Source organism: Bartonella silvatica (assembly GCF_040545155.1).
Classification (GTDB): domain Bacteria; phylum Pseudomonadota; class Alphaproteobacteria; order Rhizobiales; family Rhizobiaceae; genus Bartonella; species Bartonella silvatica.
Window position 1 is genome coordinate 55,083 of sequence record NZ_JBEPLI010000003.1, and the last position, 13,750, is coordinate 68,832.

A 13,750-nucleotide genomic window follows, 5' to 3' on the forward strand; every position below is an offset into this window, starting at 1 on the left:
TTGTGCTTGGTCTAAACCGCTGCTTGACTGGTGATTTCTAGTCAGTGTGTCAAGTATTTCTAAATATAAATTTCAAGTTAGAGAGGGGATATTTAAGAAAAGGTTATGATGTGTTATGCGAATAAGACGAGAAAATATCCATAAGAGCTGCATTATTTTAAGTGCAGTCTCGGTTTGTATCCCTTCATTTGTTTTTGCACAAAACAGCAATAAAGATGCTGTGACTGAGCTTAAACCAATTGTCATTAAAGGAAAAAAAATAGAAGATGCTTCAGGGGCAGTCACTATTCTGACTGATCGGCAAACTGCTAAGGATATTGATGAAAAACAAATAAGTGACGTTCATGATGTTAGTCGTCTTAATCCGTTTGTCGCTTATAACTCACTCAATAACAGTTTCGTGGTTCGTGGTTTAAATGCAAATCGCGTTCTTACAACAATGGATGGTATTACTCTTCCATGGTTTGATGATATATTGCGGGGTAATGGTGGAAACACGACTTTTGATTTTAATGCACTTTCCACGTTTGACATTATTCAAGGGTCGGATTCTAGCCTTTATGGATCTGGTGCCTTAGGGGGAGTTGTTGCTTTACGTACCCTTAATCCTGAAGACCTTATTGCTGAAGGCAAAAAATGGGGGGGACTAATAAAAGGTGGGTACCATTCTGTTAATAACAGTTGGCGTGTAGATCAAGCAATTGCAGCACGTGCACAACAAACATTTTTACTTTTTCAAGGATCTCATGTAGAAGGCCATGAACGAAAAAATATGGGAACTGTAGGGGGATATGAGGAACGCACACGCAAAAACCCTTCTCGTTTTGACACCAATAATTTTCTCTTTAAAATTCATCAATATTTGAGTGATAACCACCGTATTGGTTTTACTGCAGAACGTTTTGCTCATAATAGCAACACGCATTCATTGGATGCGTCTAAAAGATATGCTCCAGGTTCCGTTTATGATAAAGATCATAAAAACCGTGAGCGTCTTTCTCTTTCTTATAATTATAATGGTGATGGAGATGCTATTCTCAATGCATTTCATGGGCAGATTTATTGGCAAAGGCAGTCAGATCGTTACATTATGACTGGCTTTCGTGTAGCCGCACCTAAAGGAGATTATTTAAGAAATAATTTTTTGCGTAATAACAGTTATGGTTTTAACGCTCATGCTCTTAAAAAAGGTTATACTGGTGCTATAGCCCATACATTAAAATTTGCCACAAACGTTTCATCATCTAAATTTCATCACTATTTGTTAGGTAAAGATAATTGTCATTTGCCAGAAAATGCACGCGGGTGCCTGTTTGTCCCCGCTAATCGATCTGATTCACCAGATACCAATAGTTACAGTTTTGGTTTTGCTTTCGAAGATGAAATTGGCTTGGCTGATAACCATTTCCGTATAACACCTGGGGCTCGTTATGATTGGTACAAATATGTTCCTCAAAAAACCTCTGCTTATGAAAAAGCCCTCATTTCTGATAAATTTCCTCCAGAAAGAAATGGTTCACGTTTCTCTCCTAAATTACGCATGGAGTGGGATATCCATAATCAAGTGACATTCTATGCTCAATGGGCACAAGCTTTTCGTGCACCGCGTGTTTCAGAACTTTATGTCTCTTATATCAAACCCTCTGCTTATTATTCGAAGGGAAATCCTGATCTGAAAGCAGAAACAAGCAATGGTTATGATTTTGGGATACAATATGGAAATGTAAATTTTGGTGGTTCTTTTAACGCCTTTATTAACCAGTATAAGAATTTTATAGATACCATAGATAAAGGACCATCAGAAGAATTCAGATTTGCACGTCGGCATTATGTGAATCGTTCACGCGTACGAATTTTTGGTTTTGAATCAAAGGCGCATTGGATGCTGAAAAACGGTTTTCATAGTCATGTTGCTCTTGCCTATTCACAAGGAAAAGACCTTAATAAAAATCAATATCTTGACTCCATTCCACCTTTAAAAGCGATACTCGGTCTAGGATATGCGAAAGAGGCTTGGGGTGCTGATATTATGCTTACTTTAGCAGCTAAACATGACAAAGTTGCTGAGGAGAATGACTACAAAAAAGTTCCAGGATACCGTGTCGTTGATATGACAGGGTGGTGGAAGCCATTTGGTGAAAGAGGACCTGTTTTAAGAGCTGGTGTTTATAACCTTTTCAATGAAAAATATTGGAATGTATCAGATCTTCCTTCAGGTAAAAGCTCAACACCAAAGGATTACTACAGTCAGCCTGGTCGTAATTTTAAAGTGTCATTCGTGCAAAAGTTTTAGTTACTTCTGTTAAGCCATGAGGCCAATGGAAAACTATATCGATAAAAGGAAGGATTATTGTGTTTTTGTCTTCATTGTTCTTTAAATTGTAAAGATTTGAAAGAAAAGCTTTAATTGTTCTCGATTTATCGATTTTGGGTTGTTTTGCTGTTGATAACAGAGGGCTTATTTGTAAAGGATTGAATCATTCATTTAGAGTGGTTCAATCTAGCGCTTTAAAATTTTGAAGGTTAACTTCTAACATAATGTAAGGAAAGTCCATGTCATATACGGCCGAAATGATTATTCGTTTGCGTGAAGAAAAAAAAGAAATGCGGAACCGCGATTTTGCGGTCTCTATTGGCATATCTGAAGCAGAACTTATTGCTGCCTATTGTACTGTTGGAAAAGCAAAAAGATTACTGATTGATATTGCGACTCTTCTAGAACATGCTCCCCAGCTTGGAACCGTTATGGCGTTAACACGCAATGAATATGCTGTTCACGAAATGACAGGATGTTTTGAAAAAACTGTTCACAACCAACACGTCCCGATTACACTTGGTGAAATTGATTTGCGTATCTTTGCAAAGCAATGGAAATTTGGATTTGAACATGACGTTGTTATTCTTGGTAAACCTGCCAAAAGTCTGCAGTTCTTTGATCAACATGGTATTGCTATTTTAAAAGTTTATTCTAAAGATACTACGAATATGGAAAAATGGGGGCAACTTGTTGAAAAGCTCCTTCATGATGACCAATCATCTGTTCTTAAGATTCTCCCTGCTTCTGTCCCAGCCCAATGTGATATTACAAAATTGGATATTGAACAATTCCGAGATCGTTGGCGGAAAATGACAGATGTGCACCAACTTCATGAAATCATTTCTGAGTTTAAAATTAACCGACACGATGCTGTGAAGTGTGCTGGCCATGAATTTGCGAATAAATTAAAAATAGAAACAATTGAAATGATGCTCAACCAAGCTGCGCAGCAAGAAATTCCGATCATGTGCTTTGTTGGAAATAAAGGATGTATTCAAATTTTTACTGGGCAAGTAAAAAATATTAAGCAGATGGGACCATGGCTTAATGTTCTTGACCATAAATTTGACCTGCATTTACTCATTCCTGGTATTGATAGCGTATGGTGTGTCCGCAAACCGACAAACGATGGTTATGTTAGTTCTCTTGAAGTTTTCGATAAAAATGGTGAAATGATCGTTCAATTCTTTGGTGTGCGAAAGGAAGGTCAAAAAGAACGTAAGGATTGGCGCTCATTACTAGATAGTCTTCCTTCCTATCAAGAAGCAGTGGTCGCTTAGAAAGGTAAATCGAGTATGATCGCACTTTTTTTGCGTACGTTATTGAACATTTTTTTTGTTCCCATACTGCTTTTTTCTGTTGTTTTTTCTCAATTGGTTAAAGCTGAACCTACAACACACTTTTCTGAAAATGCACGAATTGTCTCTATTGGCGGTTCTCTTACAGAAATTGTTTATGCATTAGGCGCTCAAAATCAACTTATTGCCCGTGATAGTACAAGCGTTTACCCGCGAGAAGCACTCAAACTTCCTGTACTTGGATATATGCGTGCTCTTTCACCTGAAGGTGTTTTATCACTTGCTCCTGAAGGTATATTGCTCGTTGAAGGAAGTGGTCCTGCTTCAACAATTGATATTCTTAAAAAAACTTCGATTCCTATTGTAATTGTGCCAGAAAATTATTCTCGTGAAAGTGTAATAGAAAAGATTCGTATTGTTGGAAAAGCTATTCACCGTGAAGCACAAGCGGCTGCCTTAATTCAAAAATTAAGTCGTGACTTTGTAGACAACGATGCACTTTTAGCCAAAATAACAAAACCAAAGCGCGTCCTTTTTGTTTTATCTGTACAAAATGGACGTGTTATGGCCTCTGGCACAGATACAGCTGCCGATGGTATGATAAAGCTTTCAGGTGGAATTAATGCCATAACCGATTATAAAGGATACAAACTGCTCAATGGTGAGGCATTACTAAAGTCAAACCCTGATGTTATTTTACTTATAAAGCATGGTGAGAAATCCACGAACATTGAAAAAATTTTAGCTATACCGGCAGTTCGAGCGACAAATGCAGCCAAAAATCATGCCATTAAACAAATGGATGCAATGTATCTTTTAGGTTTTGGTCCACGTACTGCAGACGCATCGAGGGAACTTATTAATATTCTTTATGGTGCGAACCAAAACGGTAAGAGCTAATAAAAATGGTAGATCGTACATCCGCAATTCTTGCACCAGAAACAAAAGAAAATAAAAAAATGAAACGTGCAAATTTGAGAAAGGTTGTACTGCTCTGTCTTGTTATATTTCTTATATTCAGTGTTTTTTGTGGAATTTTGAATGGTGCTTCAACTGTTTCTTTTTTTGACTTTACTCATCTGATGTTTACACAAGACTTTTCAGTGAGTAGTAAGACACGTGATTACTTGGTGCTCGTCGACATTAGACTTCCTCGTGTTATTTTAGGCTTATTGGTTGGATCATCTTTAGCTGTCTCTGGCGTTCTTATGCAGGGACTTTTTCGTAACCCTCTTGCAGATCCTGGAATTGTAGGCGTATCAGCGGGTGCTGGTCTTGGTGCTGTTTTAACTATTGTTGTTGGCATTGCCTTTCCTGCTTCTTTAGCACCTTTTTTAGAGCCTTATAAAGTTATCATCGGTGCCTTTTTGGGTGGTCTTTTATCGACAATTATTCTTTATATAATAGCAACACATCATAGCTTTACCTCTATTGCAACAATGCTTCTTGCAGGTATTGCTCTTGGTGCCTTAAGCGGTGCAGTTGTTGGCACATTGATTTTTATCGCGAATGACCAACAGTTACGCGATATCACTTTTTGGAGTCTTGGTTCTCTTGCAGGTGCCACATGGTTAAAAATTTGGCTTATTCTACCTTTTATTTGTGTTGGTATTATTTTTGCACCTCTTTTATCGCGTGCACTCAATGCTTTGACTCTCGGAGAGGCTGTTGCTGGTCATATTGGTTTTCATATTCAACGCATTAAAAATATTGCTATTTTTCTTGTTGCCCTTATGTGTGGTAGTGCAGTTGCTGTTAGCGGTGGTATTGGTTTTATTGGTATTATTGTTCCACATATTTTACGTCAGTTGATTGGTCCAGATCATCGTTATCTCATTCCTTGTTCTGCTCTCTTGGGGGCTGCATTGCTTATTATTGCTGACACCTTTGCACGTTTAATTGTTTCTCCTGCAGAGTTACCAATTGGAATTGTTACTGCTCTTTTTGGAGCACCTTTTTTCCTGTGGATCCTTATATGCAAAAGAGGAGCGAACTTTTCATGATTGAAGCAGTTAATGTGTGCGTTCAACGCGGAAAAAAACAAATTCTAAATCAGTTAAATCTTCACGCTAAGACTGGTGAGCTGACCATTATTATTGGTCCTAATGGATCTGGAAAAAGTACTTTCATCAAAGCACTGAGTGGGGAAATTCCTTACAGTGGGAAAATGACCTTAAATGATCATGATGTTAACCAAACAAAAAATGATGAAATGGCAAAGATGCGTGCGGTTCTCCCTCAATCAACGGTGTTGGTATTTCCCTTTCTCGTTCACGAAGTTATAGAACTGGGTCTTTCTGTAAATCGGTTTACTATTGCAAAAAACGAATTACAAAATCTTACTCAAAAAGCTTTAGAACGTGTTGGACTTTCTGGCTATGACAATCGGTATTATCATCAATTGTCAGGGGGAGAACAAGCTAGAGTGCAGTTTGCGCGTGTACTTTGCCAAATCTGGGATCCGGTTTATAATGGAACGCCTCGTTGGATGATATTAGATGAACCTATCGCTAGTCTTGATATTCAACATCAACTTGTTGTTATGGATATTGCCAAAAACTTTGCCCAGTGTGGTGGTGGTGTTCTTGCTATCCTTCATGATCTCAATCTTGCTTCACATTATGCAGATAAAATAATATTGTTAAAGCAAGGAGAAATTTATTGTAAAGGAGACGCTTCTAGCGTTTTAACAACGCAAAATCTGCGTGATGTTTATCACTGTGCTTTGGTTGTTTCTGAATTACCCAAAACAGATGTTCCATTTATACTGCCTCAAACAGCATCCTGCTTATAAAGTAGCGTATTTTCAAAAACTCTTTTTAAATCAAAGCATGATGGTGTATGTTAAAATAAAATACGTACAGAAGTCGTTTTATTTTTTAATGAAATCTTTTCTAGACCGTCATACTCTATGTTCTAAAGCGAACTAATCTCCCCAAAAAAATTGAAAAAGAAAGAGCGTAATTCTTGAAAACCTTTAAGATTTTGTGTAACGAAAATGTTTAAATTCTTAATCTTTTCTATTTATGGCTTCCATAAAAATTGTGCCTCTACTCTTATCATTTCGACTTTTCTGAAAGCAACGTAAGAAATATACAAAAATCCCTTTATAATAAGAAAAGTATCCCCAAACATATACTCTATTGTCGATGTCTAATTTAAGTATTTTATAGGAATCTTATATTTCTCTCATCTAGAGTAAATTTATGCATCATTCTATCGCATTGTTTTCTTAAATTTTTATACCAGACTACAACAACAATACCATCCACACAATTTCCGGTAATAAAGAAATATGGTACCCATAAACGAACTTGGTTTTTCCTTCGATCTTCCTCGAAAATTCAGAGTTTTTTCTTCAATATGCCTGAACGTGGTTTTCAAAACTTTATAGGTTATGGCAGCTATAGCGCCTATATTTTTCGCTTTTTTGAGAAATCTTAGGTGCAAAAACCAATTCGAAAAACAATATGCCTCACACTAAACTTTATACGTAAAAAAATATACCTATTTCTCTCTTTTCCTACTGAAAAAAACCTATTACCAAACTACAAGAGATTATCTTCGATGAAATGATATAAATAAGAGTTCACTGAGATTAATTCTCAATATATCATATTATTGAATAATAAACTTTACAGCCCTATAACTCCCCTGTTTTTACAAAAAACTGAACTCATTTTCTCTCAAAATTACATTTAAAAAGAAACATTTAAGCCGTACTCAGCTGCAAAAAATTTTGCCTTTTCAAACAATCCTTCTGAATAAATATTTGCCAACAGTTTATTATGATTGCTCTTCTCTCAATGCAAATAAAAATCTATGTAATAAGCTTGTTCTGGTAAAAAGTTGACTTTAATTAACTCATCTGAAGGCTGACATCGCTGCACCGTTAAAACTTCCAGTAAAAATGAATATAAGATTATCTGTTTTCACATTAATTGAAGTAGCTAGACGTCATCGTGATGCGTCTTGAACTGTCAAATTTAAAGTAAAATCATCTAAAAGCTTCAAAAGCGATTGCTGTATTTCAAGACTATTATCTTTTTCTCGATCTGGGGAGTTCATTTATTAAATTCATCTAAATAGATAATATCCGTCTCAGTATCAGTGAGATCACCAGATACAGCACGAAATATCGCTTCAAACATGAAGGTTCTTTGCCGCTGCAACCAACTTCTGATAGAGTTTTACAATCAATGGTTATCATAACTCTATTTGAAATTTCGTTGATGAAACAAGCCAAATGCGTTTTACCCACACCAGATTCAACCGATATTAAAAAATATCTTGGTTTTCCCCACACAATGTACTCATTCAAAATTAATGTTATAAATATTTGTATAAGCTTTTTATTTATACCATATTCAAAAAAGAACTGACGTCGTCATTGAATATTATTCATGCAATATTCTTTTTTATTGCTAAACCTTTTAAGCAAATTGATAACCCCTGTAAAATAAATAAAAGTGCGCAAAAACCTGCAAATATACACAAACCGTATAATATAGAAAATGAAAAAAAGTTTGCCGCATATAAAAGCATAATAGAGAATAAAGCTGTTATGATGCGCACACTGGCATCGCCTGCCAAAATCACCTCAGCTAAATCATCAGGAGGTGTGACAGCTTGACCAATTGTTATCCCCGATACCCTAAAATAAAATTGCCCAACACCTAATAAAAAGCCCATAATATAAAGAGAATATTGGGTAAAATTCAAATATAAAACAGACAAAATTGCTATTATGGCAAAAGCCGGTACACCCCATACGAAAAAGCGAATCAAAGATGGAAACTTCCGTAAATAATAAGATCAAATGAAACCATTGGTTACAAAGCCCAACACCAACAAAGAAAAAATAGAATTTTGAATGGATGTAAATTTTATATTATTTGATGTTATAGATACAAGAACAAGCGGCAATAAAGCAATAGCCCCTGTGTAGAGAGCGTTATTCAAAATACGATTAATCGTCAAAAAACGTAAAGCAGAAATCCGCCACAAACATCTAAAACCAATCCCATACGCTCTTTGGTCTAACATTTTCGACGATTCTTCTATTCTGCTTATTTTTTGTACAGAATTTATATGAAACCATAAGCTAGCATTTAAAAGATATATAAGTACAACAAAAGCTATAGCTATTTCATGCCCAAAATGCACAATAAGAAAGACAATAAACCAGTGCAAATAATTTGGCTATAAAACCCAATAATAAAACCTTAATAGCGCGCTAACACATTCCCCAAATATAAGCCCACAATTCCAATTGCAATTAAATTAACTACATTTTTAAAGTAGCAGATGCTTTTCCTGTTGTATCTTGCAATTGTAACAAAGAAAGGTCGATAGATAATACGCCACTTGCACAGAAACTTGTCAAACTTCCAATCAAAATCATAAGAAAAATAGAACTACGCAACACTTTTCTCACTTCCAGATAAAGCGTTAAGCCATTTTGTACTTTCCTCCATCGTTAAATTTGGCTCAACACCCAATCCGAACCTTTCATAAAATTTGAGTTTCGATGTGTTGCGAATATTTATTTTTTGTAAGCTATCTATCGGCATGAATTCTATACTAGGGGAAATGGTGCTCACAGATTGAGATAAATAATAGGAAACGGCTCTCCAATACATATTACTACGATTTCTTGCCACATAATTTTCCAAGAAATATTTGGGGTAAAAACCATCTAAAATATGTTTTAAACAACAGTATAACCGATAACAAATATGAACAGAATCCGCTTCACACACGGGAAAAGGAAAAATATTTTTACCTCTCATGATATTATAAAAACCCTTAGCAAGCAGATCTTCTCAATTAAATTCAGCCACAACAAGATCGGTCTCCAACTTTTACCCAACATGAGACAAAGCTAGCCGCACTTATAAAGTTCCAATAACCTCTCAATCAGATTCTGGATACGCTTTTTTAAAACTCTCTGTCCAATCTACTCCTGTAATCCTTAAATAATTGCCCCACTTCCTTTGAATGAACAAGAGATAATTCTAAACTCATATCATTCAAAATTTTTGAACTTTTTCCCTTCTCTCTATTCTAATCTGATACTTCTAACATCATCACGGAAACTAAAGAGTTTTTAGATATTTCAACTTTTACTAAACTTGATAATAATGTATTAGAATTTCTCCCTCCCACTGTTTCCAACAATTATTTTATCATCATAATAAACGCTCAAAAAACAATCTTTGAATTTTCTAATCTCTAGCGAAAAAATGAGTGACAGTCCTCCTTACTAAAAGAGACATGCCCGCTGCCTTTAGCTTTGTGATTATCAAATAATATATTCCGCTACAATTTGCCTTTTGACTTTAAAATAAATACTCTTTTTTTGATCTAGTAAGCTATTATAATCAAATATTCCTATCTGCTCTAAAAATAAGCTCTTCTTCTCCCGATTCTGCAAGTAACGACTATACAATCCTCCAAGAAAAGGCATAATCTCAACACCGTCACCCTGAAAATTTATACGCATACACCGCATTATAGGAAATACCATGTATTTTTAAGACTTTATGAATAACTCTTCTGATGGGATTAATTGATCAAAAAATTGAAAAGCGAATGAAACAAATTTTATCTTTCCCCCTCGGAGCTCCACTATTTTTTTAAGTTTTAGTGCAAATTTTTCTCTATTTAACACAACCTTTTCACATGCTTTAACCGACGGATTAATATCTAGATTTGCCTGTATTATACATTTTAATTCATCAATAAATCACTTAATTTACCAATATATCCCCCCTCCTCTACCTTAGACTCATAACATACCTTTAATTTTCTGTTTTTGTGGCAAGCCACCCGCACGATCTCTTATCTTAGTTTCAGCGCGCTCAACAGACTTAATCACATCCAAAGATATATTGTAAAGATACATCCAAAAGCACTTTTTTCCTATTACCACTCTTTGAGAAATAATATCGTGTCAGATCATCTTACAAAATTGTTTTAAGGCATTTTGAAAAGGTTACTAAGCTTTCACAGACTTTTAAAAAGCTTCAAAAGCTCTTAAATGTCTTTCGAAGATTACTTTGAACATAATCTTCATTTCACTGTCAGATTTTGATTTTTACAATTTTTCATTTTTTTAACCTTCCCATGTCAAAATCCAATTCGATAAACAATCCATTTAATGATAAAAAACTATAAAGAAGTATCATCTACTTCTACCTCATTGCGCCTCTTCCCATTTAGTAAAAGATCGACTCTCGAGCGATAGAGATGATAATGCATAGTCGATTCTTTAAAAGATCAGCTCGACATTCAATTTTAAGCCGTAGTTAGAAGAAAAATTATAACAATTCACTATAATGTTTTGTGATAATGGGTAAGTTATTTGAGAAATGATCTTTTTCTTCCTGTTTCTTGCGTAAAATAATTTCCAAATTAAGAAATCGTGCAACGGTAATCAAGTTTCCCATTTGAAGCTCTCAACGTCCATGTTTCTAACTATACACCACATTCTGTGTGATACTTAAGGTCCACGTAACATTCATAAGAATCATCCCCTTATTGATGCGCAATTATATAATGATTTTTATAATTTTGTAATGATTAATCAGCTTCATTTCTTTTATACCAGAAGATGATTCCAGAGGAACTGCTTCGATTAATAATACTTGAAGGCGCTTTTCATTTTTAACAGCAAATAAAAATTTCTATCCACGATAACTCTTTATTTATATAGATGAAGATCTGATTATATACTCTGCTAACCGTTTTTTGCGATTATTGAAGACGATTTTTAAAAATATAATAATGACTTAAGCTTTTTTATGAGTCACTTATCAAGTATTCTAACTATAATTTAAAGCTTTATATCCAAATATCTACTGCCCTACCCCATAAAAAAGTACATTTCCTTCGTTTATATACTCTTCCCACTTATCCACATAAAGTCATGAAAAGCGTTTTTTCCCTTTACTCTTCATTTATATCATGCTTCGATACAAAAGAGTATTTTTTCAGTTTAATTTTGAATCGTGAATAATTAAAAGGGAACTTCGCAAAAGATGAGCTATAAGCAAAACTCAAAGAATAATTCTCAGGAAAAACTAAAACGTGGACTAGATAACCGACACATACAGCTTATAGCCATCGGTGGCGCTATTGGAACCGGTCTCTTTATGGGGTCAGGAAAAACAATTAGCGTAGCAGGCCCTTCAATCTTACTTGTTTATGCTATCATTGGTTGTGCTCTTTACCTTGTCATGCGCGCCATGGGAGAGTTATTACTTTCTAATACACAATATCGCTCTCTTGTTGATTTCTCAACGGACCTTCTAGGTCCAGGAATTGCCTTTTTCATCGGTTGGAATTATTGGTTAAGTTGGGTTGTAACTGGAGCTGCAGATATTATTGCAATCATTGGTTATATGCACTTTTGGTGGCCAGATCTCAATCCATGGATTATCGTTTTTTCTTGTGTTATTTTCTTTTTGGCCTTTAATCTCTTCGCCGTAAAACTGTTCGGTGAACTTGAATTTTGGTTTGGTCTCATCAAAGTGATAGCGATTTTGGCGTTAATCATTGTTGGACTTTATATGATCACTACAGGATTTACCTCTCCCAATGGGACTGTTGCTTCCTTCAGTCACGTATGGAACGATGGAAATATCTTTCCTCGAGGAATAGCCGGTTTTTTTCACGGGTTTCAAATCGCTATTTTTTCTTTCATTGGTATAGAAATTGCTGGAACAGCTGCTGCTGAAGTCAAAGAGCCTAAAAAGATTCTACCAAAAGCAATTAATTCTATACCTGTTCGTATTGTACTTTTTTATATCCTTTCTCTTGTTGTGATTATGTCCGTCACACCTTGGGATCAAATTGTTCCAGGTCAAAGTCCCTTTGTTTTGATGTTTTGGATGGCTGGCATTCCGATAGCTGCCGGTTTGATTAACTTTGTTGTTCTTACATCGGCTGCATCTTCAGCAAACAGTGGTATTTTTGCTACGAGCCGCATGATATATGGTTTGGCAACACAAAAAGGAGCCCCTAAAATTTTAGGAAAACTTTCTAGCCATCGTGTTCCAGCGAATGCTCTTCTTTTTTCTTGCTTATGCATCTTATTAGGATACACGATTTCATCACGCTCTGAGACCATCATGAGTGCTTTTACAATTGTATCCAGCCTTTCAGTCATTGCACTTATATTTGTATGGTCTGTAATTTTGATCAGCTATATTGTTTACCGATATAACCGTCCCACACTGCATGCAGAATCCGTTTATAAAATGCCTGGAGGCGTTGTAATGTGTTTGGCTGTTTTGATTTTCTTTGCTTTTATTCTCTATGTGCTCACATTAGAACCTGATACTTTCATAGCCTTAAAGTATTCTATATTGTGGTTTATTTTCTTAGGTGTAACCTATTGTCTCTTTGTAAGAAAGCACTCCGTTAAAAATAAGGAATAAGCCGATCCATGAAAAAAATACATAAAAAGGAGGATAAAAATTGCTCCTTTTTGTGTATAAAATGTAAACTCTTAATTTCGTCTGCACGCTAGTAGTACCCTTTATCAACCAAAGCGTAAAATTTTATCCTTCCACTATAAAACGTTTTTTCAAATTCTTTCTGAAATTAAAAATGTACATCTCGCAACCACAAAAAATACAATCTAAGAAAAATCTGCTTATAAAATACTGAAGAAACAGAGGTTTATGAAAAGATTTCTTACATAAATAAAAACCATCCAAATATTTTATTGATAAAATTATAGCGTCATAAAAAATAAATAATCACAATCAATAGAGCTCTTTTCTATTTTAAAGAAACTCCCTCTTTTGGCTTAAACCATATTGCCCTGTCGTTTTTCTCGTAAAATCTTTAATGCCCCTCCTCTGCAGAAGAAAAATATTATAGATATAACTCCATTTTCCATAAGTTTGAAATATAATCTATAGTAAAATAAAAACGTATATAATTTTTATTAAATTTTTATTTATAATAAAAAGTTATACTGATTAGTCATACTCTATGCAAAGTAACAGAACCTGTACACTTAAATTGATAATATCTTTTTTAATGAGGATTAGAGCTTAATTCTTTATCTTTATTCAAATCTATAACGACAACTTTCCGTGAAAAAAACATTCATTTTTTTACC

At 34.9% G+C, this 13,750-nt stretch carries 10 protein-coding genes; 6 read left to right on the forward strand and 4 right to left on the reverse strand.

Going from position 1 to position 13,750, the window contains the following annotated elements; genetic code table 11:
• Positions 1-115: 115 nt before the first annotated feature.
• From ABID23_RS02695 to ABID23_RS02715, 5 genes are all read left to right on the forward strand, one after another.
• Positions 116-2,293, forward strand: a complete 2,178-nt coding sequence (locus tag ABID23_RS02695; protein WP_354189081.1) for a TonB-dependent hemoglobin/transferrin/lactoferrin family receptor — start codon at positions 116-118, stop codon at positions 2,291-2,293.
• 260 nt (positions 2,294-2,553) lie between these two features.
• Entirely contained in the window at positions 2,554-3,597 is a 1,044-nt protein-coding gene (locus tag ABID23_RS02700; protein WP_354189083.1) for a hemin-degrading factor, read from the forward strand.
• A 15-nt stretch (positions 3,598-3,612) separates the two neighbouring features.
• Positions 3,613-4,515 (forward strand): heme/hemin ABC transporter substrate-binding protein, encoded by a 903-nt coding sequence (locus ABID23_RS02705; RefSeq protein WP_354189085.1) that lies wholly within the window; start codon positions 3,613-3,615, stop codon positions 4,513-4,515.
• A gap of 5 nt (positions 4,516-4,520) precedes the next feature.
• A complete protein-coding gene (locus ABID23_RS02710) occupies positions 4,521-5,618 on the forward strand; it encodes a FecCD family ABC transporter permease (protein ID WP_354189087.1) in 1,098 nt (365 codons plus the stop codon).
• A complete protein-coding gene (locus ABID23_RS02715; protein WP_354189089.1) occupies positions 5,615-6,409 on the forward strand; it encodes a heme ABC transporter ATP-binding protein in 795 nt (264 codons plus the stop codon). Before ABID23_RS02710 ends, ABID23_RS02715 begins: the two co-directional genes overlap by 4 nt.
• Before the next feature lie 1,607 nt (positions 6,410-8,016).
• On the opposite strand, the gene ABID23_RS02720 is transcribed toward ABID23_RS02715, so the two are convergent.
• The 4 genes from ABID23_RS02720 to ABID23_RS02735 all read right to left on the reverse strand — a co-directional run bounded on the left by ABID23_RS02720 (position 8,017) and on the right by ABID23_RS02735 (position 9,278).
• Positions 8,017-8,403, reverse strand: a complete 387-nt coding sequence (locus ABID23_RS02720) for a hypothetical protein (RefSeq protein ID WP_354189091.1) — start codon at positions 8,401-8,403, stop codon at positions 8,017-8,019.
• 27 nt (positions 8,404-8,430) lie between these two features.
• Positions 8,431-8,661 (reverse strand): hypothetical protein, encoded by a 231-nt coding sequence (locus ABID23_RS02725; RefSeq protein WP_354189093.1) that lies wholly within the window; start codon positions 8,659-8,661, stop codon positions 8,431-8,433.
• Positions 8,662-8,902: 241 nt separating this feature from the next.
• Positions 8,903-9,040, reverse strand: coding sequence for a hypothetical protein (locus ABID23_RS02730; RefSeq protein WP_354189095.1), 138 nt, complete (start codon positions 9,038-9,040; stop codon positions 8,903-8,905).
• Positions 9,033-9,278, reverse strand: coding sequence for a hypothetical protein (locus ABID23_RS02735; RefSeq protein WP_354189097.1), 246 nt, complete (start codon positions 9,276-9,278; stop codon positions 9,033-9,035). The genes ABID23_RS02730 and ABID23_RS02735 overlap by 8 nt, the downstream gene beginning before the upstream one ends.
• Before the next feature lie 2,379 nt (positions 9,279-11,657).
• On the opposite strand from ABID23_RS02735, the gene ABID23_RS02740 reads away from it, so the two are divergent.
• Positions 11,658-13,058, forward strand: a complete 1,401-nt coding sequence (locus tag ABID23_RS02740; RefSeq protein ID WP_354189099.1) for an amino acid permease — start codon at positions 11,658-11,660, stop codon at positions 13,056-13,058.
• Positions 13,059-13,750: the final 692 nt, after the last annotated feature.